Source organism: Clostridioides sp. ZZV15-6388, assembly GCF_020657755.1.
GTDB lineage: Bacteria > Bacillota > Clostridia > Peptostreptococcales > Peptostreptococcaceae > Clostridioides.
On sequence record NZ_JAGWCU010000001.1, the window covers coordinates 374,003 to 396,225 of the forward strand.

Here is a 22,223-nt window from a genome sequence, read left to right on the forward strand (position 1 = left end):
GGAGGTGAGAAGATGCTAACAGGATACTACTGCACAAATATTTTTTCTGAGCAAGCGAAAGAACTTATTGAGTTTTATAGGCAAATATTAGAAATACCCTTTATTAAAACCGATGATGACAATTCAAATGGGGTTTATCTTGGCTTTATAGAAAACGCACCCACTCTTTGTATATGGGACTGTAAAAAATGTAATGTACAGCCGACTGGGCATCAATCCTTTGTATTTCAAACAAAAACTCTTGATTTAACAATGGAATGTTTGAAGGAAAAAGGGATTCCGCTGTCTGAAGCCATTAGATATGATTGGGGAACTTACGAGGTTCGCTTAGGCGATATTGACGGAAATGAGATAGTGATAGTTGAGTTTGTGTGATAGATGGTTTCTGTTTATAGGGCGATTATGAGCATTTTGCGCAGTTCGCCTTATTGGTATAATGCGCAGTAGCTAATAAAGGGGATTACAATAGTGGCAAGCAGGGTATGAGTGTACAAACTCATACGATTTTCTCAATTTGTATCTTACCCAAATTGAGAAAATCCGCTTGTTGGAGGCCAGCCTCCAATCCACCAGCAAGGAATGCTTTTCTCTTCTGCAAAACCTCCGCAAGTGGAGCGGCTACGCACCATTATGGGCCATCACCATGCTATCGCTACCAACTGAAAAGAAAATCGTTTACTTTGTTGTTGAGGCTGATTGCGGAACATTAGAGAGCTTAAAAGCTAGCCGAACAAAGGCTTGTGGTGCCTCCTAAATGGTGCCCAGCTGTTTTCAAACATGACATAAAGAGAAATAGCCCAATTTTAGACGTTATGGAAAAATCCTTATTCCATGCGACTTTGCAGGGCATCTTATAAAACAGGAAAAATACTTTTAAGTTGTTTTTTCGGCTTAAAGAAATAAAAAATAAAATTTTAGAAAAAATTGTTTGTAGATAGTTGAGAATTTAAAAGAAATAAATTTAGAAGAAATCTATTTTAAATTTATTTCTTTTTTATTGGAATAATATTGACAAATTTAACCTGTAACTATTATACTAAACTTAATAAATAAAGTTTATAAAGTAAGGTGTTGTTTATGAAAAATATAGTTGGAAAACCACAAACGATAAAAAAAGTAAATGAAGACTTAATAAAAAATATTATAAAAAATGATGGACCCATAACAAAGCCAGAAATTTCAAGTATTACTGAATTGAGTTTAGCAACAGTTAATAAAATTGTAGAACAATTAGCTTTGAAAAATGAACTTAAAGTAAGTGGATTAAGTGAATCTACTGGAGGAAGAAGAGCTCAACTATTTGAAATAAATGCAGACTTAGAACATATAATAGCCTTATATTATTATAGAAACAGCTGTATAGGAGTAGTTGCAAATTTATTAGGTGAAATAACTTATCAAGAAGAGTTCAATATAAGAATGGATACGTATGAAAACGTTAACAATGATACTTTTTTTGTTATAGATACTTTGATTGAAAAAGTAAGAGGAAACAATATAAGAGCGATTGGAATTGGTGTTCCAGGAGTTGTAAAAAAAGGTGTAGTCAAAAACATACCAACAATAAAAAGTTGGGAAGGTATAGATTTAGAAAATTTAATAAAGAGTAAATATAATACTAAAGTATTTATAGAAAATGATACAAATATTACCACTATTGGAATTTATCAAAAACAGTACAAAGACGAATATAAAAATATGGCACTTATGTATTTAGAGGATGGTATTGGCTCAGGTATAGTTATAAATGGTGAACTATATTTAGGTTCTACAAATTTTGCTGGAGAACTAAGTTATCTAAATATAGAGTTTAGTAAATATAACTACAATAACTTAAATATTGAAGATTATATTATGAGTTTAAGAAAAAGATATTTAGAGAGTAAAGATAATAAATTTAAAAAAGAAATCTTATCAATAATATCAAATTTTGTAAGGACTCTTGTATGTGTTTTAAATCCAGAAGCTATGATTATACAATGCAATATATTAACTAAAAATGACATGGAATTTATAGAAGAAGATGTAAATAAGAGTGTTGGAGGAGAAAATTTCCCTAGGCTAATAAAAGTGGAGTCATTGAGAGAAGGAAGTATAAATGGAGTAATTAGTATGTGTTTAAAAGAAACTGACTACCAATATTCCTTATCTAATAAAAAAGGAGGATATTAATGTGAAATATTTGATTTCAATAGATGGAGGGGGAACAAAAACAAAATTTTGTGTAAGTGATTTAGATGGAAATATACTTAAAGAACATACTACTGGTTCAACTAATTATAAGTCAGTTGGAATTCAAAAAACATATGAAAATATTAATAATGGATTTGAGAAAATATTAGAAGACTTACATATTGACTATAACGATATTGAGTACACTGTATTTGGTATATCTGGATGTGATTCTCCAAATGATTACAGGATTATAATGAAGGAAATATTAAAAGTTGGGCTTAACAAAGAAAAAATATATTTAGTAAATGATGCAGTTTTAGCTTTTTATGCGCAGACTGACGCTCCTGGTTTAGTAATTGTGGCTGGTACAGGTTCAATTGTATTAGGAATTAGGGAAGATGGAGACATATATAGAGTTGGTGGATGGGGATATAATTTTAGTGATTTGGGCTCTGGATATGATATAGGAAGAAAAGTACTAAAGAAAGTTTTACTTTATTGTGATGAGTGTATTGAGTATAGTGACTTGTTTGATTGTGTTTTAGATTTCTTTAATGCAGATAGCTTTAAGAAACTTACATATATGATTACTGAAATAAACAACAATGTTGAAATAGCAAACTTAGCTTCATTAGTGATTGATTGTGCTGAACGAGGTGATAAATTAGCTGTTGAAATATTGAGAGAGTCATCAATTGAACTGTCCAAATTAGCTCAAGTAATATTAAGTAAAATATCTAATTCAATGAAAAATAATAAAAGTGAAATAGATATAGTTTTATCTGGTGGTACATTAAACAGAACTATATATGCTCAAATGTTAATAAACAACTTAAGGGAAGAAAATACAGATAAAAAGTTAAAATTTATACTTCAAGAAAATCAGCCAGTATATGGAGGTATAAGACTTGCTATAGCATTAGCTAATAGGAGGGTCAAACATGGGTAGGAAAAAAATAGTTGTACAAATTTTTACAGGTGGATTTAAAAATAAGAAAATAAAATTTAATGATATAAAATATAAGCTATTAGAATTAATGAAATGTATTGACGTAGAAAAGGTTATCATGGGTTGGAGTGTAGATAAAGAACTATATTTAGAAACTAAAAAACTATTAAAAAAATATAATGTTGAATTATATCTTTGGTTTCCATGCTTTTCGGAAGTAGGATTACTTGAAAAAAGTAATCTATTAGTTGACTATACTGGAAAAAAAATTAAAGGATATGCATTACAAGAAGATGAAAACTTTGAATTTTATTGTCCAAATAATAAGGTAAATATAGAAAACATAAAGAAAATATATAGTACTTATTTTAGTGAAATTGAGTTTGATGGAATTTTTTTAGATAAGATAAGGTATGGCTCTTTTTCGAATAAATTAAATGGTGTTTTTAATTGTTTTTGTAAAGATTGTTTAGATATATATGAAAAAAATAATATTGATAAAAAGTCATTAATGATAGAAATGGATAACATATCTAATAAAGTTATAGTTAGTGAAGATACTCCATTTGGTATAACAGAATACATTAATGGAAAATACAAATTTAAAAATAAAATATGGGAAGATTTTTTTGAAATAAAAAGTCAAAATATATACAATGCACTAGTGGATATAAGCAGTTATTTTAAAAGTAAAGGATTGAAAATAGGGATAGACACTTTTTCTCCTTTTCTCTCTTACTTTACGGGTCAAGATTTAGAAAAGTTACAAGAATTAGCAGATTTTATAAAACCAATGATGTATAGAATTACAAAAGCTCCAGCAGGTTTGCCATTTGAATTTGAAAGATTAATTGATGAATCAGTACATGAAAATAAAGAGACTGTAAAAAGAAATTTATTAGATATTTTAGGAATTAGAGAGTATGAAGGAGATATATATCCTATAAAATTTGCACTAGAGGAAATCGATTTTATGACAAAAAATCTTGTCAAAGATATATATGTAGGTATTGAAATAAATAAAAAAGAAATTATAGCTCCTGTTACACCTAAATATATAAGTGAAAATATTTCAAACATAAATAAGACAACAGTAAAAGGGTATGTGCTATCTTGGGATTTGTTATCAGCACCAAAAGAAAATATTGATGAAGTTATAAATTGGTTTAGGAATTAGTGAGGTGATATAGTGAGTAAAATACTGGAAATGCAACAAATATACAAAAGTTTTGGAAAGGTAGACGTTTTAAATGGTATAGATTTTGAACTAGAAAAGGGAGAAGTAAGAGCCCTTTTAGGAGCTAATGGAGCAGGAAAATCTACATTTATTAAGATTCTAGGAGGAGTCCATTCCCAAACTAAAGGTAAAGTGATTTTAGCTGGCAATGAAATAATGTTTAAAAATCCACATCATTCTAAAGAAAATGGCATTAGTATAATTTATCAAGAATTAAGTTTAATACCAACCCTTACAGTTATTGAAAATATTTTTTTAGGTAGAGAAACTTTAAAAGGAATTGTGTTTTTAAATAAGAAAGATATGCTAGAAGAATACATGAAAATTTGTGAAGATTTTGACTTTAATATAGACCCACATGTAGTAGTGTCTAATTTGAGTGTAGCAAATCAACAAATGGTTGAGATAATGAAAGCAGTTTCATGTAATTCTGAAATCATCATAATGGATGAACCTACAACATCACTTACTAATAATGAAAAAGAAGGATTATTTAAAATAATAAACAGATTGAAATCTAAAGGTAAGACTATAGTTTACATTTCTCATATACTAGAGGAAGTTTTTAAGGTATGTGATAGTGCAAGTATAATGAAAAATGGAACTATGATTGGAACTTATGATGTAAAAGATTTAACTAAATTAAAAATAACTCAACTTATGACAGGAAATGATAACCACAAACTTATTGAGAAGAAGGATTATACATTTGCAAAATATGAAGAAGTTCCTGTATTAGAGGTTAAGAATGTGAGTTGGTCTAATAAAATAAAAAATGTTTCATTTAAAGTTTATAGAGGTGAAGTTGTAGGCCTTGCAGGTCTTGTGGGTTCAAGAAGAACTGAAATTATAAATTTGATATTTGGGATAGATAATAAAGATAGTGGAGATATACTTATTAATGGTAAAAATGTAGATATAACTTCTCCTAAAGTTGCGATAAAAAATAAAATAGGGCTAATCCCTGAAGATAGAAAAAATCTTGGGTTAATTTTGGAACAAGCTATATATACTAATTCGGCATCAGTACAAATTGATAAATTTAAGAAATTCTTGTTTATAGATAGAAATAGAGAAATTGAGTTTTCTAAAAAGGGTGTCAAGGAGTTAGGAATAAAAGTTAGTGATGTAAAACAAGAAGTAAAAGAACTTAGTGGTGGAAATCAACAAAAAGTAGTAGTCTCTAAATGGTTAGATAAAGACTTAGATTTTATAATATATGATGAACCAACAAAGGGAATAGATATTGCTGCAAAAGAAGATATTTTTAATACGATAAAAGAATTTTCAAGTAAAGGGATAGGAGTAATATTTATATCTTCTGATTTAGAAGAAGTAATAAGAGTAAGTGATAGAATTTTAGTGACAAGAGAAGGTTCTATTGTAGATGATTTAAAAAATGAGAATATAAAAGTTCAAGATATAATGAACAGTATATTTAATGTATAAAAGAAATGAAAATGGAGGACTGAGATGAAAAAAGCTTTTGATAAATTGAATTTAAGAGATTATGGAGTATTACTAGGTTTTTTGGCTTTATGTATAGCAATAAGTATTGCAACTCCATCATTTTTAGGTAAACAAAATATACTTAATCTTTTGCGACAATCTTCTATAATTGGAATAATTTCAGCAGGTATGACTTTTGTTATAATATCTGGAAACTTTGATATATCAGTTGGAGCAGTAGCAGCTCTTGCAGGTGCTATAACGATGAAATTTGCGACTGGTGGAACTAATTTATTTGTATCTATGCTTTTAGGTATAGCAATTTGTGCAGTAATAGGATTAATAAATGGGATAGTGGTTGCAAAGATAAATGTACCATCATTAATAGCTACTATGGCTATGGTTACTATTGTAAGAGGATTGCTTTTGATGCTTACAGGAGGATATCCAATTACTGAAAATATACCAATACTTGATTACATTGGAAATGGATATTTATTTAATATACCAATACCAGTAGTAATTTTCTTTATAGTAGTACTAGTTGCATTTATTGTACTTAATAAAACTAAGTTTGGTAGATATGTTTATTCTGTAGGAGGTAATCAAGAAGCAAGTAAACTCAATGGTATCAATGTAGATTCCCATAAAATAAAAGTATTTATTATTAATGCTGTACTTGCAGGAATAGCTGGGATTGTATTAACTGGAAGACTTGGAACTGCAACTGCGATTGCAGGTGAAGGCTATGACATGGATGCGATTGCATCTGTTGTAATCGGAGGGACATCAGTAGCAGGAGGCTCTGGCTCTGTACTTAAAACTGTTATAGGTGTGTTACTTATGAGTGTTATAAACAATAGTTTTAATCTTCTTGGTATAGATGTATACTTCCAATACATATTTAAAGGTTTAATAATTTTAGCAGCAGTTGGATTTGATTCTTATAGCAAGAAAAAGCTTGCTTCAAGATAAAAAATAAGAGGGGGAAATTTTTTATGAGAAAATTAATGAAACATTTAGCATTATTACTATCACTTGTTATGATATTCAGTTTAGTTGGATGCTCAAATGATGGTGGAAAAGGAAAAGATGGAGAAAAAAAGATAGCAGTATTGCTACCAGGTTCAACAGGTTATTTTGTAGCAACTAAACAAGGTATAGATGCAAAATCTAAAGAATTAGGTGTAAATGTAGAATATGCAGATGCTCAATGGGATGCTAGTAAACAATTATCACAAGCTGAAGATTTTATGGCTAAAGGAGTAGATATGATTGCATTATGTGGAGTTGATTCTGCTGTAAGTGAGAGAATAGTTAAGACTGCTAATGATTCAGAAGTTCCTATAATAGCATTTACAAATTCTATAGGAAGTAACTCAACTGGAGAATTTAAGGGTCTAGTTACCTATATAGGACAAAATGAGGAAGAAACAGGAGCATTAACAGGTAAAATTGCTAAAAACTTATTAGGAGAAGCTGGTGGAAAAGCTGTATTAATAGAAGGTGTTCCAGGAACTACTCCACAAGTATTAAGAAAAAAAGGTCTTGAAAAAGAATTAAAAGATAGTAATATACAAATAGTTTATAACCAAACTTCAAATTGGGAGAAAGAGCAGGCCTTAAAGGTAACAGAAGATTTAATTCAAAAGAAAACTGATTTTAATGTTATAATATGTCAAGATGATAACTCTGCTACAGGAGCAGGGCAAGCTTTAAAAGATGCTGGTCTTAAAGATAAAGTTAAAGTTATAGGCTTGGGTGGAAGTAAAGATGGATTAAAAGCTGTAACTGATGGGTTAATAGATGGTACAACTTATATGTCTGCTGTTGAAGAAGGTGCATTAGTCATAGAAAAGGCATCTGATTTCCTTAAAGGCGAAAAAGTTGAGCCTGTTACACAAATTAAACAAGTTGAGGTCAACAAGGACAATATCTCAGAATTTAAGGGTGAATGGTAAAAGATTACATATGTCAAAATTTATAGAGTTACTTTATATAGTTTCTAAAGTAACTCTTTCTTTGAATACAACTTAGTGATAAGTTATTGGATAGTATTTCTAAACAAATAAAAAATTAATATAAACAAAGACTTATTTATACTAAATTATAAGTCAAATTAATATAAACTTATGTGAAATGAGAAAACATTTAAGGCATTGAAAATACTAAGGTTCAAAAGAATTATTAAAAAAACATGAAAAAACATAAAAAAACTATTGAAAAAAATAAAAAAATTTTGTATAATTAAAGTTTTGAAAAGTGCGGTATACAAAGCCAATCCTTTTGTATATAATATATATAAATTAAGAAAAGGAAGGGATATGTATGGCCAGGCGGTTATTTTTAGAAAGGATTGGACTTATATTATTAGGTTCAGCAATATTAGCATTTGGAGTTTATAATTTTTACTATCTAAACAACATAACAGAAGGTGGAGTGTTAGGTATTTTACTACTGTTAAAAAATTTATTCAACATACAACCAGCAATAGCAAATATTGTAATTGATGGTTTATTACTTTTAGTAGGATATAAATTTTTCGGTAAAAAATTCCTGATATATTCAATAGTAGCTTCTATAAGTTTTTCAGTATTATATGATTTATTTGAGGCTATAGGACCTCTTGTACCACAATCACAAAATATGCTTTTATCAACTATTTTGGCAGGTGTAACTGTAGGAGTAGGAGTAGGGATAATAGTAAAAGCAGGTTGTGCATCAGGAGGAGACGATGCTTTAGCATTAGTAATTTCTAAGACTACATCTTTGAACATAGGGCAAGTTTATCTAGCAACGGATGTTATTGTATTGTTGTTATCACTATTTTATCTATCAGCGTTTGATATTTTTTATTCTTTGATTGCTGTTACGATTAGTGGTAAAGTAATTGATTTTATTTACTATCATGGTAAAAATTTAGATATGGATATGAGTAATGATATAGTTCCAGAATGTTAATATAAATTAAATAACAATATTTTTGAAAGGTGGCAAACTTGCCACCTTTTTTTTATGTCTAAATTAAGTATAGAAGAGATAATTTTATTTTAATTTTTATGATTTTAAACTACTACATTACATTAAAATTTCTGGGAATACGATTTTTAGAATTTCATTTAAAAACCTCAAATTTATATTTATGCAATACTAATCAATAATAGATGTATCTTAACCCTATCTTTATACCTAAAATGATAAGATAAATGAAGTAGCAATATGAAACCAAAACTTATCAAATAAACTAAAGTAAATGGAGGAGTCGAAATGTTAGATATAGTGATGATAGCATCATTGGCCATAGGATTTATTTCCATGAAGTTGCTTGCTGGCTGGTGTGGGAAACAAACTGAAAAAAAATAATGTAATATATGGAGGGATTACCTATGTGGTTTCTGGCAGTTATAATTGTAATGTTGATAGTATATTTGGTGTATGCGCTTATTAATCCTGAAAAATTCTAAATAGTATAGAGATAATAAGCAAGTTGAATTGGAGGGAAAATTTTTATGGTACAGATAGTAATAGTATTGGCGATATTTATGATTTTAGTAATACCTATGGGTAAATATTTATATCATATATCCACTAATCAAAAAACATTTGGAGATAAAGTGTTTGATAAAATAGATAATTGTATATATAAGGTATGTAGTATAGATAAGAACAAAGAAATGAATTGGAAGCAATATGCTTTAGCTTTATTAGTTACAAATGCAGTCATGGTGTTTATAGGATATGTAATACTTAGAACTCAGAGCATGCATATTTTTAATCCTAATGGAATTAAAGGTATGGAACAAAGTTTATCATTTAATACAATAATAAGTTTTATGACAAACACGAATCTTCAACATTACTCAGGTGAATCAGGGCTTTCATATCTTAGTCAAATGACAGTGATAATATACATGATGTTTACATCAGCGGCAACAGGATATGCAGCTGCCATGGCATTTGTAAGAGGGTTAGTAGGTAAAAAGAAAACATTAGGCAACTTTTATGTAGATTTAATTAGAATAACAACAAGAGTACTTTTACCAGGAGCTTTAATTATTGGTATTATATTAGTTACACAAGGAGTACCACAGACTTTTGCTGGTACAGAAACAGTAACTACTATAGAAGGAAAACTTCAAGATATAGCTAAAGGTCCTGTAGCAGCACTTGAATCAATCAAACACTTAGGAACAAATGGAGGAGGATTTTTTGGTTCAAATTCATCACATCCATTTGAAAATCCAACAATAGTATCAAATATAGTAGAGATGTTGTCTATGATGATATTACCAGGAGCTTGTGTTGTTGCATTTGGACATATGATAAAGAATAAAAAACAAGGTTGGGTTGTATTTGGTGCAATGTCAATCATATTTTTAATAGGTTTAATGGTTTGCTTTAGAGCAGAAAGTGCAGGAAATCCTATCTTATCACAATTAGGACTTAATCAAAGCATGGGAAGTATGGAAGGTAAAGAAGTTAGATTTGGCATAGCTCAATCAGCATTATTTACGACAGTGACGACTTCATTTACAACTGGTACAGTTAACAATATGCATGATACTTTAACTCCTTTGGGAGGATTAGTACCACTTTTAAATATGATGCTTAATGTTGTTTTTGGTGGTAAAGGTGTAGGCCTTATGAATATGCTAATGTACGCTATAATAGCAGTATTTTTATGTGGATTGATGGTAGGAAGAACTCCAGAATTCTTAACTAAGAAAATTGAAGGAAAAGAAATGAAGCTTATAGCTTTACTTATTATATTACATCCACTTTTGATACTTATGTTCTCTGGACTTTCAGTAGCGATACCAGCAGGTCTTGAGGGAATTTCAAATCCTGGATTCCATGGATTATCACAGGTTTTATATGAGTTTGCATCTTCAGCGGCTAATAATGGCTCAGGATTTGAAGGTTTAGGAGATAATACGATGTTCTGGAATATAACAACAGGTATAGTTATGTTTTTTGGAAGATATGTATCTATTATAATATTACTTGCAATATCAAGTTTATTAGCATCTAAGAACTCTGTAAATGAAAGCATAGGAACACTTAGAACAGATAATTTCACATTTACAATAATTTTAGTATTGGTTGTTTTAATTGTTGGTGCTTTAACATTTTTCCCAGCCTTAGCGCTTGGACCTATTTCAGAGCATCTAGTATTATGGCACTAAAAAATTGGGAGGGAGTAAAATTTTATGGAAACTAAAAAAACAAAGTTTATTACAAAAGATATTTTCAAAACTTCCATTATAGAAGCTTTTAAAAAATTAAATCCTAAATATATGATGAAAAATCCAGTTATGTTTGTTGTAGAGATTGGATTTATAGTAACATTGATACTTACAATAGTACCTAGTCTATTTGGTGATGGAGGCAATAACTTAAGAGTTTATAATGGGATTGTAACAATAATACTATTTATAACTGTTCTTTTTGCAAATTTTGCTGAAGCTGTAGCTGAAGGTAGAGGGAAAGCACAAGCAGATACATTAAAGAAAACTAGAAAAGATACAGTGGCAAGAGTTTTAGATAAATTAGGAAATGAAAAAATGATAAGTGCAAGCGAGCTAAAATTAGGCGATATTGTTTTAGTCAATGCAGGAGAAGTTATTCCAAATGATGGAGAAGTAATAGAAGGTATAGCCTCTGTGGATGAGTCAGCAATAACTGGAGAATCTGCACCTGTTATGAGAGAATCTGGAGGAGATTTTGCTTCTGTTACAGGAGGAACTACAGTTGTAAGTGATTGGCTAAAAATAAAAATCACAACAAAGCCAGGAGAGTCCTTCTTAGATAAAATGATAGCTCTTGTAGAAGGAGCTTCAAGACAAAAAACACCAAATGAAATTGCTTTAAATACTTTATTGGTGGGGTTAACACTTATATTTATGGTTGTTTTAATATCTCTTTATCCAATGGCGAATTATGCAGGTGTTAAGATTCCAATTTCTACTATGATAGCACTTTTAGTATGCTTAATACCAACTACTATAGGTGGATTATTATCCGCTATTGGAATTGCAGGTATGGATAGAGTAACTAGATTCAATGTCATTGCAATGTCAGGAAAAGCAGTAGAAGCTTGTGGTGATGTTGATACTATGATTTTGGATAAGACAGGGACTATTACTTATGGAAATAGACTTGCATCAGAATTTATAGCAGTTGGAAATGCTGATTCAAAAGATTTAATAAACTATGCTGTTATGTGTTCATTAAAAGATGATACACCAGAAGGAAAATCTATAGTTGATTTAGGGATAAAACTAGGTTCAACAGGAAAAACAAAAGAGGCCGAAGAAGCTGAGTTTGTGGAATTCTCTGCACAAACTAGAATGAGTGGTATAAATTTATCTGATGGAACAACTATTAGAAAAGGAGCTTATGACAGTATAATAAATCGAGTAAAATCATCTGGTGGATTAGTACCAGGCGATTTAGAAGAAAGTGTAAATAGAGTAGCAAAATTAGGAGGGACACCTCTAGTAGTGTGTGTCAATAATGAGATATACGGTATTATCTACTTAAAGGACACCGTAAAATCAGGGCTTGTAGAAAGATTTGCTAGACTTCGTGAGATAGGAATAAAGACGATAATGTGTACAGGAGATAATCCTTTAACAGCAGCTACAATTGCAAGAGAAGCTGGTGTGGATGGATTTATTGCAGAATGTAAACCAGAAGATAAGATAGAGGCAATAAAAAAAGAACAATCTGAAGGTAAAATAGTTGCTATGACAGGGGATGGAACAAATGATGCTCCTGCACTTGCTCAAGCGGATGTGGGTCTTGCTATGAATAGTGGTACAACATCTGCAAAGGAAGCAGCAAACATGGTAGATTTAGATTCAGACCCAACTAAAATATTAGAAGTGGTTGAAATAGGAAAACAGCTTTTAATAACACGTGGTGCTTTAACAACATTCAGTATAGCAAATGATGTTGCAAAATACTTTGCAATTATACCGGCTATATTTACCCTTGCAATACCTCAAATGGAGATATTAAATATAATGAAACTTTCTACATCATTTAGTGCGATATTATCAGCTTTAATATTTAATGCTATAATCATCCCATGTTTAATACCTCTTGCTATGAAAGGGGTAAAATATAGACCTATGAAATCACAAGCTATGCTAATGAGAAATATGCTTATTTTTGGTCTTGGTGGGGTTATAGTACCATTTTTAGGAATAAAAGTAATTGATTTATTAATTACACCTTTAGTAATGGTTCTTAATTTAGGTTAATAAATGGAGGATATAAAAATGAAAACATTAAAACCAGCATTGCTTGTAAGTATTGTATTGTTATTTGTTTGCGGATTTGTATATCCACTTGTTTTAACAGGGGTAAGTCAAGTTGCATTTAAAGATAAAGCTAATGGAAGTATGATAGAAGTAAATGGTGTAAAGGTTGGTTCAGAGCTTATTGGTCAAAGTTTTACAGATGCAAGATTTTTTAAGGGAAGAGTTTCATCAGTAAACTATAATACTTATACAAAAGAAGATTTAATACCAGATAAGGATGGAAATACAGTTTATGGCGGTGTTTCATCAGGTTCTTTTAATTATGGAGCAACTAATCCAGAGCTTCATGATAGAGTTCAAAAAGATATTGAACAGTTTTTGAAAGATAATCCAAGTGTAAAAAAAGAAGATATACCAACAGATTTACTTACAGCATCAGGTTCAGGACTTGACCCTAATATAAGTCCTGCTTCTGCAAAGGTTCAGATACCTGCTATAGCAAAAGTATCAGGAATATCAGAGAGTAAATTACAAAAAATTGTAGATGACAATACTTCAAAAAAACTTTTCGGAGTTTTAGGTGAAGATAGAGTTAATGTGTTAAAGGTTAATGTAGAGGTTGCAAAAATATTAGGTCTTATATAGTATTTTGTAGAGTTTTTGTAGTGAAGTATTGTGTATGACTTAGCATAAATCTTGAAGTTTGAAGAGTGAAAATCGATAATGATTTTCACTTTTTTTGTTTGAATATTACTAATATTAGGAATAAAACAATTGTAGGGATAAAATCCAAAAAAAGGTTGCATTATCAAAATGATAATACTATAATATATTTATCGTTATCAATTTGATAATAGATTTGGACATATAGGAGGAAGTAGTATGTTATATAATAACGCATTAGAGTTGATAGGAAACACACCTGTAGTAAGATTGAATAATTTAGGATGTACTAACGGGTGTTCTAACATATATGTAAAATTAGAAAAAGTAAATCCAGCAGGAAGTATAAAAGATAGAGCAGTTTATGAAATGCTAGAAGGATTAGAAAAAAGAGGAGAATTAAAAAAGGGAGATGTACTAGTAGAAGCAACTAGTGGAAACACTGGAATTGCATTATCCATGATAGGAAGATTAAAAGGATATGAAGTAGTAATAGTAATGCCAGAGACTATGAGTATCGAGAGACGAGATTTAATGAAGGCTTATGGAGCAAATTTAGTACTTACAGATGGAAAAGCTGGAATGGCAGGTTCTATAGAAAAAGCAAATGAACTATTAAGAGAAAATCCAAATTATAAAAGTTTGAAACAATTTGAAAATAAAGACAATCCAAATTCACATTATAAAACAACAGCAGTTGAAATTATGAATGATGTTAAAGATTTAGATATATTTGTATGTGGAGTTGGAACAGGTGGTACTTTAATAGGGACTGCAAGATATTTAAAAGAGCAAAATCCAAACATAAAAGTAGTTGCACTTGAGCCAAAAAAATCTCCAGCTATATCAGAAAATAAAACTGGACCTCATAAAATACAAGGAATAGGAGCTAACTTTGTTCCTGAAAATTATGATTCTAGTGTAGTTGATGAAGTAATATTAGTGGATGATGAAGATGCTTTTGATACAGTTAAATTACTTGCATCAAAGGAAGGGATTTTGGTAGGTATATCTTCTGGAGCAAATATATTTGGTGCTATGGAAATGGCGAAAAAATATCCAAATAAAAAAATAGTAACAGTAGCTCCAGATGGAGTAGATAAATATATGTCCATGGGAATATTTTAATAATTTTATTTGAGGGAGTGAATACTTTGTTTAAAAAAATAAATAAAGATATTGAATATATAATGAAAAATGATCCAGCAGCTAGATCTAAGATAGAAGTTTTTTTACTATATCCATCAGTGCATGCAATGATAATGCATAGAATAGCTCATTTTCTTTATAAGAAGAAGATGCTTTTTACAGCTAGATTAATATCCCAGATATCCAGATTTATGACTGGTATAGAAATACATCCTGGGGCTAAAATGGGAGAAGGTATTTTGATAGACCATGGAATGGGTGTTGTAATTGGTGAAACAGCCGAAGTGGGAAATAGAGTAACAATATATCAAGGAGCTACTTTGGGTGCTACAGGAAAGGATACTGGAAAGAGACATCCAACTGTTGGCGATGATGTATTAATTGGAGCTGGAACAAAAATACTAGGACCTTTAAATATCGGTTCTAATTCAAAAATTGGTGCAAATTCAGTTGTTGTTAAAGATGTACCTAATGGAGCTACAGTTGTTGGTATACCAGCAAAAATAGTGAAAATAAGAAATCTAGAACCTGTAAAAAAGAATAAAAGAGAAGTATCCTACGAATACGAAGAGCTAGACAATGTATATTATATATAGTCATAATACAACTATAAAATAAATTTTATAAAATTTATTTTGAAAAGGTATTATTTTCAAATTTGAGGACATAATAAAAAAGAACTGAAGGTCAAAGTTTTAGTTCGCCAATCTTTGGTAAACAAAATTTTAAATTTGTAACGTTTAGGAGGATTTTATTATGAAAGCAAATGTTAATCAAGATACTTGTATAGGTTGTGGATTATGTCCATCAATATGTCCAGAAGTATTTGATATGAAGGATGATGGAAAATCACATGTTATAGTTGATGAAATACCAAGTGATGCTGAAGAATCAGCAGCAGAAGCTAGAGAAAGCTGTCCAGTTGATGCAATAGATGTGCATGAATAAAATAAAAGCCTATAAAGATTGAAAACTCAATCTTTATAGGCTTTTATTTTTTATTGAGTTAAAATTTCAGCTCCTGTCTCTGTAACTAAAATCATGCACTCCCATTGAGCAGATAATTTACCATCTTTTGTGTAGATAGTCCAATCATTTTCTTCATCAACAAAAATCTCATGAGTTCCTTCGTTTACCATAGGTTCTATCGTAAATATCATTCCAGGAACCAATAACATTTCAGTTCCTTTTTTAGAAACATAACTTACAAATGGGTCTTCATGAAAATTTAGTCCAACTCCATGCCCACCAATTTCCCTAACAACAGAATATCCATTTTCTTTTGCATAAGAATTAATAGCATCACCTATATCACCCAAGAATCCCCATGGTTTAGCAGCCTCAAGACCTTTTTGAATGCATTCTTTAGTAACTTGAACCAATTTTTTTGCATTCTCTTTAACATTTCCTACCATAAACATTCTTGAAGCGTCTGAGTAATATCCATTAAAAATAGTAGAAACATCTACATTTATAATATCTCCATCCTTTAATATGATGTCTTTACTTGGGATACCATGACAAACTTCATTGTTTATTGATGTACATACACTTTTAGGAAAACCATTATAATCTAGTGGTGCAGGAATAGCTCCATTTTCTAATGTAAAGTTGTGGACTAATTCATTTATATCTTCTGTAGACATTCCAACTTTAATTTTATCTGAAATATAATCTAAAATCTTTGTGTTTATTACAGCACTTTTTTTTATTTCTTCAATTTGTGTTGCATTTTTTATGATGTCATGAGTAGGTACAATATGACCTAGCTGAGCGAATGAATTTATTTTATTATCTATATCCATATGACATTTTTTATATTTTTTAGTACTTCCACACCAACAAGCATCATTTCTGTTTAATTTCATAACTCTTCATCCTTTTATTATTTATTTAAATCATGGGCTACATAAACTATTTTAAAATATAACCATTAGAAATATTATAACATAAATATCAAAAAGTCTTTTATAAAGAGTAATTTATTAAATAGAAATATATTATTAAGTATTAATGTATTTCATAGCTTAGTTCTAATTCTTCAAGAAAATTATATGTTAAAGGACAATTTTCTTTCAATATATTTTTTGAGTCTTCATCAAGATAATAATGGACAAATGATTCCGCAAAAAATTCTTCTGGAAATTTACTAATATATGCATGTGCAACTTGTTTAGGGTCATAAAGTTTATATCTTTCTTGAGTAAACACTTCCATAAATTCTTCTGAATTTGATTTTTTGTCTAAGACATTTTTATCTATAGCATGTGCAGTTTCATGTAATTCCAAATTTTTAGCTGAATGAACATTTGCATAACTAGGGTTACTATAACCTATTTTAGCTACAATAGAGTTGTTTCTATATACCCCAGGTACATCCTTCCAAGTTTTACCTGATCTTACCCAACACGGAGGTAATTGGTGTTTTAAATCACTAAATTCTGGTTCGTCAGTTAAATTTGAATTTATTAATTTTATAACTATATTTTTTTCTTTAAGTGTTTGTAGATATTTTCCATTTATGTTTGAAAGTCTGTTTTTCATGTTTTCAACTTCATCTTTATCATAGTCTGAATTATCTGGAAGTATAAGCATTTGTTCAATTATATCTATATTACTTTTTCCTATATTTTCACTGTTTTCGTTAACTTCATATTTGAGATTATCATCTTGATAAAGAGTCATATTTGTATTGTTTTCTGAAAGATAGGAGTGAATATTTTCTAAGTCTAAAATGTTCATTTGATGTAAAATATTTTTTGTTTCACCACTCCATACCACTAAAGAAAGTGAATTAAAGTTAATCAGTGGATTTTCTTTCATTTTTGTTTCATTACTTATACTGACATCGAATACATATTCAATGGAGTTTTCTATATCAATATTGTTTGTGTTCTTCTTAAGATATAGATATGCTTGTCTTAACTCTATATAAATGTTATCTAAAGATTCGTCAAAAAATTCTGATAGATTGTTTGTAAATATTTCTTCACTTAAAAGTTCGCTTTTATCAGTTACACTTTCAATTAAAGTATTAATTTCTTTTATCATCTCAGAAATATTTATCTTCTTATTTGCTTTTTCATCAGATACATTGCATGGTGCAAGAGCAATGCAATAAAAATCTTCTTCTTTTTTGTAAAAGGCTTTAAGTGATTTTGACAAAAGTGTAAAGTCTACACCTATCTGTAAATTGACTTTAAATAAGTTCTTTTGTGATAATTCAATATTATTGCTTTTAGCTTTAATTAAATTGTTTTCCATAATCATTGCCCCCTTTTTATTAGGTTATCATAATTTTTTTATATATGTCAATTTATTTTTTTGAAAATTATAATTTTTTTGAAAATTTTATTTTTTTATATTTGTGAATTTTTTGTTAGAAGAATAGATATGTTATTAATATGTCAAAATTTAGCGTCAAATACTCTTAGAATCTACTTTACGAATTTGCATTTGAGTTATTGTTAGAGCTGATTAATATATATAATTTACAGTAGTTTTTTTTATTTTATAATATAATGTTTATATATTTAATTTAAGGATGTGAATTAAGATGTATTTTACATATATTATAAGATGTAAAGATGATTCTCTATATACTGGATATACTAGCAATATAGTAAGAAGAATGAATGAACATAAGCTAGGAATTAATTCAAAGTATACTAGAGCAAAGGGATTTAAAAAGTTAGAAGTTTACTTTGTAACAAATACAAAAAGTAATGCAATGAAATTAGAATACTATATAAAAAAATTAACTAGAGATAAAAAATTATCTATAATAAAAAATCCCAATATACTTATAGATTCAATTGACAATAAAGAAAATTATATTATTGGAGAAGAGATAAAAGAACTGAAGTAAGTGTCTTTAATTACATAGTAAATAAATGTATATAGTGTAAAAACTTGACAATAAATACTATTGTAATATAATGAAGTTATAAATATAATAAATTAAAATAGCTAGGGGAGCCAAGAGCTGAGAGGAATACCGACCCTTACACCTGAACTGGATAATGCCAGCGTAGGAAAGCTTAGTATAAAACTTAAGTATGTATTATTTGTGATATATGCGAATTTCTAAGCTATACCTATTGTAGGTATAGCTTTTTTAGTTAATTTATTTAAATTAAATTTTTAGGAGGGTATAAATGAGTAACTATAAAATACCAACACTTACAATAGCTGGTTCAGATTCGTCTGGAGGAGCTGGAATCCAAGCTGATTTGAAAACTTTTAGTGCAATTGGCACATATGGAATGAGTGTAATAACAGCTATAACGGCACAAAATACTCAAGGTGTTTTTGCTGTAGAAGATTTAAGTCAAAGTATAATAAAAAAACAAATAGAGGCAGTATTTGATGATATACCTCCAAGAGCAGTAAAAATAGGAATGGTTTCAAGTCCAGAAATTATACTTGAAATAGTTGAAAATTTAAAAAAATACAATCCAGAATATTTAGTAGTAGACCCCGTAATGATATCTAAAAGTGGATATTATTTATTAAAACCAGAAGCAAAGGAAAATCTAATTAAATATTTAATACCACTTGCATATATAATTACACCAAATATTCCAGAAGCAGAAGAAATTACAGGAATAAAAATACATAATGTAGATGATATGAACAGTGTAGGAAAGAAAATATTAGAGCTTGGACCTAAATTTGTTCTTATGAAAGGCGGACATTTAGATGGAGAAGCAGTGGATATTTTAGTTGGTAAAAATATATTTGAAGTGTATAAAAGTGAAAGAATTGATAAAAAAAATACACATGGAACAGGATGTACATTATCTTCTGCAATAACATCTTACCTTGCATTAGGTTATGAAATAAAAGAAGCAGTAAAATTAAGTAAAATTTATATAACAGAAGCAATAAAAAATAGTTTTGATATAGGTCATGGAGTAGGTCCAGTACATCATTTTTATAAGTTTGAATAGTAAATAAAATTTTATGGAGGTAGAATATGTATAATTTAATTGAAGATGTAAAGAAAGCAAACCCATTAGTAATTCACTATACTAATAATGTAACAATAAATGATTGTGCTAATGTAACCTTAGCTATAGGTGCAAGCCCTCTTATGAGTTTTTCATATGAGGAAGTAGAAGAAATGGTAAGTATAGCAAATGCTGTAGTTATAAATATAGGAACCATGAATTCAAATATATTAGATTTGTTTTTATTGGCTGGAAAGTCTGCAAATAAATACAATAAACCTGTTATCTTAGACCCAGTGGGAGTCTTTGCAAGTAAAGCCAGAGCAGAACTTACAAATAAGCTTTTAAATGAAGTTAAATTTGACGTGGTTAAAGGGAATATAGCAGAAATAAAATTTATAGGTGGTTTTGATGTAATGGGTAAGGGAGTAGATTCCTTTGATGATGAAGAAGATTCTACTGATATAATAAAAAAAGTTTCTGAAAAGCTTGAATGTATAGTTGCAGCAACTGGAAAAATAGATATAATAACTGATAGTAAGGATACATATAAAATAAATAATGGAACTGAGAAGCTAAAAGGTATTACAGGTACAGGATGTATGACTGCTAGCTTGATTGCAAGTTTTATGGCTGTGACTAAAAATACATTAGAAGCAGCTACAATGGGTGTACTTACAATGTCATTAAGTGGAGAGTTGGCTAATTTAAATAATCCACCAATAGGTACATTTAAAGAAAAGCTAATGAATTCTATTTACCAAATGGACGAAGAGATTATAAGTAAATACTCTAATATTGAATTTTTAAATGAATAAATGCTCAACAGGAGGATGTAAATGATAGATAAAGAATGTTTAAAAAAAGACTTAAAGTTATATTTAGTGACTGATTCTGAAATGCTAGAAGGTAGAGATTTTTATAAATGTATTGAAGATGCAATAGCTTCTGGAATAACAACTGTGCAACTTAGAGAAAAAAATGCTTCTGGAAAAGAATTTTTAAAAAAGGCTATGAGGCTAAGGGAAATAACTAGAAAACATGGTGTTAAGTTTATAATAAATGATAGAGTAGATATAGCAATTATTTGTGATGCAGATGGAGTACATGTAGGACAGAGTGACATTGATGCCAAGGAAGTTAGAAAGCTTATAGGGAAGAATAAAATACTAGGTGTATCAGCAAGAACTTTAGAAGAAGCTATCTGTGCAAAAAATGATGGTGCAGACTATTTAGGTATAGGGTCTATATTTACAACATCTACTAAATTGGATGCTAAATCCGCATCATTTGAAACTGTCAAAGAAATTAAAGAAAAGGTAGATATACCATTTGTATTGATTGGTGGGATAAAACTAGATAATATAGATAAACTTAAGTGTTTAAATAGTGATGGATATGCTATAATATCTGCAATATTAAAATCTGAAAATATTTGTGAAGAAGTAGAAAAGTGGACATTAAAAATATAAAATAAGCTATAGTAGTGAAAAAATTGGAAAAATTTGATATAATTTAAAAGTAAAATACAGGAAGTTATAAATGTAAACTTTTCTACATATACTTTTTAATCAGAATATATGTAGATTTGATTAAAAAGGAGATATTAATGATTAGGATATTATTAGTGTGTGTTGGTGGTATGTCTTCTACTTTATTGGTAAATAAAATGGAGAAAGATGCAAAGAAAAGAGATATAGACTGTAAAATATGGGCAGTTGGAGAAGGAAATATAAAATCAGAACTTGGTAATTTTGATATTTTACTTCTTGGACCACAGCTTAGATTTATGTTTGATGATGTAAAATCTATAGTTGGAGATAAAGCTCCAGTAGCTATAATAGATATGGTAAACTATGGTACTTGTAATGGTCATGCTGTATTAAATACAGTATTAGAAATACTAAATTAAATCAATCTTCTATAGTGAACTCTATGATATAGAGTTCACTTTTTATATTCTTTAGCAAAAATAAATGATGAAAGGAGTACAGAAAAAATTAAACATCCTGATATAATATTCGAATTAAAATTTGAAGAATTGAAATTTATTAATGTTAAGGTTACAAATATTATCCTTATAAAAATCATAGCTTTTTATATTTCTATAAAAATTTAAGATTTTACAAATTTTTTCTAATCAACTATTAATATTCTTTTTATTTATTATATACTAAATAAAATTTAAAATCATTACTTTAAGTCTAATAGAATATTCTTAATAAAAAAATATATCGAAATTTTTTTCTAATTTTTTATTTTCAACAAGGCTGATTTAAATTATTCATCTTTATAGATTCTTAATATATAATTAACTTAGAAAAAATTATTTCTAGATGAAAAATTAATAAAGGAGAATATGATGTTATCATTATCTATAA

Annotated in this window: 22 protein-coding genes and 1 riboswitch; of the genes, 20 read left to right on the top strand and 2 right to left on the bottom strand. The window is 29.0% G+C overall.

The genetic code is table 11. The features are described from left to right. Nucleotides 1-12: 12 nt before the first annotated feature. From KGF48_RS01715 to KGF48_RS01785, 15 genes are all read left to right on the top strand, one after another. Nucleotides 13-375 (top strand): VOC family protein, encoded by a 363-nt coding sequence (locus KGF48_RS01715; protein ID WP_227840295.1) that lies wholly within the window; start codon nucleotides 13-15, stop codon nucleotides 373-375. Nucleotides 376-1,077: 702 nt separating this feature from the next. Next, nucleotides 1,078-2,172, top strand: a complete 1,095-nt coding sequence (locus KGF48_RS01720) for an ROK family protein (RefSeq protein ID WP_227840294.1) — start codon at nucleotides 1,078-1,080, stop codon at nucleotides 2,170-2,172. Between the two features lies 1 nt (nucleotide 2,173). Beyond that, nucleotides 2,174-3,124, top strand: coding sequence for a BadF/BadG/BcrA/BcrD ATPase family protein (locus KGF48_RS01725; RefSeq protein ID WP_227867686.1), 951 nt, complete (start codon nucleotides 2,174-2,176; stop codon nucleotides 3,122-3,124). Next, complete coding sequence (locus tag KGF48_RS01730; RefSeq protein WP_227867687.1) at nucleotides 3,117-4,301, top strand: hypothetical protein; 1,185 nt, start codon at nucleotides 3,117-3,119, stop codon at nucleotides 4,299-4,301. The genes KGF48_RS01725 and KGF48_RS01730 overlap by 8 nt, the downstream gene beginning before the upstream one ends. A gap of 12 nt (nucleotides 4,302-4,313) precedes the next feature. Further along, nucleotides 4,314-5,810, top strand: coding sequence for a sugar ABC transporter ATP-binding protein (locus tag KGF48_RS01735; RefSeq protein WP_227867688.1), 1,497 nt, complete (start codon nucleotides 4,314-4,316; stop codon nucleotides 5,808-5,810). A 24-nt stretch (nucleotides 5,811-5,834) separates the two neighbouring features. After that, a complete protein-coding gene (locus tag KGF48_RS01740) occupies nucleotides 5,835-6,785 on the top strand; it encodes an ABC transporter permease (RefSeq protein ID WP_227840290.1) in 951 nt (316 codons plus the stop codon). Nucleotides 6,786-6,808: 23 nt separating this feature from the next. Further along, the gene (locus KGF48_RS01745) at nucleotides 6,809-7,771 is read left to right on the top strand and encodes a sugar ABC transporter substrate-binding protein (RefSeq protein WP_227867689.1); all 963 of its coding nucleotides are present in this window, start codon (nucleotides 6,809-6,811) and stop codon (nucleotides 7,769-7,771) included. A 367-nt stretch (nucleotides 7,772-8,138) separates the two neighbouring features. Next, nucleotides 8,139-8,771 carry a YitT family protein gene (locus KGF48_RS01750; protein ID WP_227827442.1) on the top strand — a complete coding sequence of 211 codons (633 nt, stop codon included), beginning with the start codon at nucleotides 8,139-8,141 and terminating at the stop codon, nucleotides 8,769-8,771. Nucleotides 8,772-9,196: 425 nt separating this feature from the next. After that, a complete protein-coding gene (gene kdpF / locus KGF48_RS20595; RefSeq protein WP_227840306.1) occupies nucleotides 9,197-9,274 on the top strand; it encodes a K(+)-transporting ATPase subunit F in 78 nt (25 codons plus the stop codon). Between the two features lie 45 nt (nucleotides 9,275-9,319). Next, nucleotides 9,320-10,996, top strand: coding sequence for a potassium-transporting ATPase subunit KdpA (gene kdpA / locus KGF48_RS01760; protein WP_255287884.1), 1,677 nt, complete (start codon nucleotides 9,320-9,322; stop codon nucleotides 10,994-10,996). A gap of 24 nt (nucleotides 10,997-11,020) precedes the next feature. Beyond that, nucleotides 11,021-13,078, top strand: coding sequence for a potassium-transporting ATPase subunit KdpB (gene kdpB, locus KGF48_RS01765; protein ID WP_227867690.1), 2,058 nt, complete (start codon nucleotides 11,021-11,023; stop codon nucleotides 13,076-13,078). Between the two features lie 18 nt (nucleotides 13,079-13,096). Continuing rightward, the gene (locus KGF48_RS01770) at nucleotides 13,097-13,723 is read left to right on the top strand and encodes a K(+)-transporting ATPase subunit C (RefSeq protein WP_227867691.1); all 627 of its coding nucleotides are present in this window, start codon (nucleotides 13,097-13,099) and stop codon (nucleotides 13,721-13,723) included. 237 nt (nucleotides 13,724-13,960) lie between these two features. After that, nucleotides 13,961-14,869, top strand: coding sequence for a cysteine synthase A (gene cysK, locus KGF48_RS01775; protein ID WP_227840286.1), 909 nt, complete (start codon nucleotides 13,961-13,963; stop codon nucleotides 14,867-14,869). 26 nt (nucleotides 14,870-14,895) lie between these two features. Continuing rightward, nucleotides 14,896-15,486 (top strand): serine O-acetyltransferase EpsC, encoded by a 591-nt coding sequence (epsC, locus tag KGF48_RS01780; protein ID WP_227827446.1) that lies wholly within the window; start codon nucleotides 14,896-14,898, stop codon nucleotides 15,484-15,486. A gap of 160 nt (nucleotides 15,487-15,646) precedes the next feature. Continuing rightward, a complete protein-coding gene (locus KGF48_RS01785; protein WP_227827447.1) occupies nucleotides 15,647-15,838 on the top strand; it encodes a ferredoxin in 192 nt (63 codons plus the stop codon). 50 nt (nucleotides 15,839-15,888) lie between these two features. Here KGF48_RS01785 and KGF48_RS01790 read toward each other — a convergent pair whose 3' ends face one another. Beyond that, on the bottom strand, nucleotides 15,889-16,758 hold the full coding sequence (locus KGF48_RS01790; protein ID WP_227840285.1) for a methionyl aminopeptidase: 870 nt from the start codon (nucleotides 16,756-16,758) through the stop codon (nucleotides 15,889-15,891). A 142-nt stretch (nucleotides 16,759-16,900) separates the two neighbouring features. Beyond that, a complete protein-coding gene (locus KGF48_RS01795; protein WP_227841413.1) occupies nucleotides 16,901-18,154 on the bottom strand; it encodes an anthrax toxin lethal factor-related metalloendopeptidase in 1,254 nt (417 codons plus the stop codon). A 292-nt stretch (nucleotides 18,155-18,446) separates the two neighbouring features. On the opposite strand from KGF48_RS01795, the gene KGF48_RS01800 reads away from it, so the two are divergent. The 5 genes from KGF48_RS01800 (at nucleotide 18,447) to KGF48_RS01820 (ending at nucleotide 21,754) form a co-directional block, all read left to right on the top strand. Further along, the gene (locus tag KGF48_RS01800) at nucleotides 18,447-18,758 is read left to right on the top strand and encodes a GIY-YIG nuclease family protein (RefSeq protein WP_227841412.1); all 312 of its coding nucleotides are present in this window, start codon (nucleotides 18,447-18,449) and stop codon (nucleotides 18,756-18,758) included. 93 nt (nucleotides 18,759-18,851) lie between these two features. After that, nucleotides 18,852-18,944: riboswitch (TPP riboswitch) on the top strand. Between the two features lie 103 nt (nucleotides 18,945-19,047). Next, complete coding sequence (gene thiD / locus KGF48_RS01805) at nucleotides 19,048-19,842, top strand: bifunctional hydroxymethylpyrimidine kinase/phosphomethylpyrimidine kinase (protein WP_227827451.1); 795 nt, start codon at nucleotides 19,048-19,050, stop codon at nucleotides 19,840-19,842. 26 nt (nucleotides 19,843-19,868) lie between these two features. After that, nucleotides 19,869-20,660 carry a hydroxyethylthiazole kinase gene (gene thiM, locus KGF48_RS01810; protein WP_227861296.1) on the top strand — a complete coding sequence of 264 codons (792 nt, stop codon included), beginning with the start codon at nucleotides 19,869-19,871 and terminating at the stop codon, nucleotides 20,658-20,660. A gap of 21 nt (nucleotides 20,661-20,681) precedes the next feature. After that, the gene (thiE, locus tag KGF48_RS01815) at nucleotides 20,682-21,314 is read left to right on the top strand and encodes a thiamine phosphate synthase (protein ID WP_227841410.1); all 633 of its coding nucleotides are present in this window, start codon (nucleotides 20,682-20,684) and stop codon (nucleotides 21,312-21,314) included. Between the two features lie 137 nt (nucleotides 21,315-21,451). Next, entirely contained in the window at nucleotides 21,452-21,754 is a 303-nt protein-coding gene (locus tag KGF48_RS01820; RefSeq protein WP_227827454.1) for a PTS sugar transporter subunit IIB, read from the top strand. Nucleotides 21,755-22,223: the final 469 nt, after the last annotated feature.

Excerpts from the sequence above, each read along its gene's own strand:
- KGF48_RS01785 (WP_227827447.1), top strand. The coding sequence starts at position 15,647 with ATGAAAGCAAATGTTAATCAAGATACTTGTATAGGTTGTGGATTATGT.
- KGF48_RS01720 (WP_227840294.1), top strand. The coding sequence starts at position 1,078 with ATGAAAAATATAGTTGGAAAACCACAAACGATAAAAAAAGTAAATGAA.
- thiE (WP_227841410.1), top strand. The coding sequence starts at position 20,682 with ATGATAGATAAAGAATGTTTAAAAAAAGACTTAAAGTTATATTTAGTG.
- KGF48_RS01790 (WP_227840285.1), bottom strand. The coding sequence starts at position 16,758 with ATGAAATTAAACAGAAATGATGCTTGTTGGTGTGGAAGTACTAAAAAA.
- thiD (WP_227827451.1), top strand. The coding sequence starts at position 19,048 with ATGAGTAACTATAAAATACCAACACTTACAATAGCTGGTTCAGATTCG.
- KGF48_RS01715 (WP_227840295.1), top strand. The coding sequence starts at position 13 with ATGCTAACAGGATACTACTGCACAAATATTTTTTCTGAGCAAGCGAAA.
- KGF48_RS01800 (WP_227841412.1), top strand. The coding sequence starts at position 18,447 with ATGTATTTTACATATATTATAAGATGTAAAGATGATTCTCTATATACT.
- KGF48_RS01750 (WP_227827442.1), top strand. The coding sequence starts at position 8,139 with ATGGCCAGGCGGTTATTTTTAGAAAGGATTGGACTTATATTATTAGGT.
- cysK (WP_227840286.1), top strand. The coding sequence starts at position 13,961 with ATGTTATATAATAACGCATTAGAGTTGATAGGAAACACACCTGTAGTA.
- thiM (WP_227861296.1), top strand. The coding sequence starts at position 19,869 with ATGTATAATTTAATTGAAGATGTAAAGAAAGCAAACCCATTAGTAATT.
- KGF48_RS01820 (WP_227827454.1), top strand. The coding sequence starts at position 21,452 with ATGATTAGGATATTATTAGTGTGTGTTGGTGGTATGTCTTCTACTTTA.
- KGF48_RS01770 (WP_227867691.1), top strand. The coding sequence starts at position 13,097 with ATGAAAACATTAAAACCAGCATTGCTTGTAAGTATTGTATTGTTATTT.
- KGF48_RS01745 (WP_227867689.1), top strand. The coding sequence starts at position 6,809 with ATGAGAAAATTAATGAAACATTTAGCATTATTACTATCACTTGTTATG.
- KGF48_RS01795 (WP_227841413.1), bottom strand. The coding sequence starts at position 18,154 with ATGGAAAACAATTTAATTAAAGCTAAAAGCAATAATATTGAATTATCA.
- KGF48_RS01730 (WP_227867687.1), top strand. The coding sequence starts at position 3,117 with ATGGGTAGGAAAAAAATAGTTGTACAAATTTTTACAGGTGGATTTAAA.
- kdpA (WP_255287884.1), top strand. The coding sequence starts at position 9,320 with ATGGTACAGATAGTAATAGTATTGGCGATATTTATGATTTTAGTAATA.
- kdpF (WP_227840306.1), top strand. The coding sequence starts at position 9,197 with ATGTGGTTTCTGGCAGTTATAATTGTAATGTTGATAGTATATTTGGTG.
- kdpB (WP_227867690.1), top strand. The coding sequence starts at position 11,021 with ATGGAAACTAAAAAAACAAAGTTTATTACAAAAGATATTTTCAAAACT.
- KGF48_RS01740 (WP_227840290.1), top strand. The coding sequence starts at position 5,835 with ATGAAAAAAGCTTTTGATAAATTGAATTTAAGAGATTATGGAGTATTA.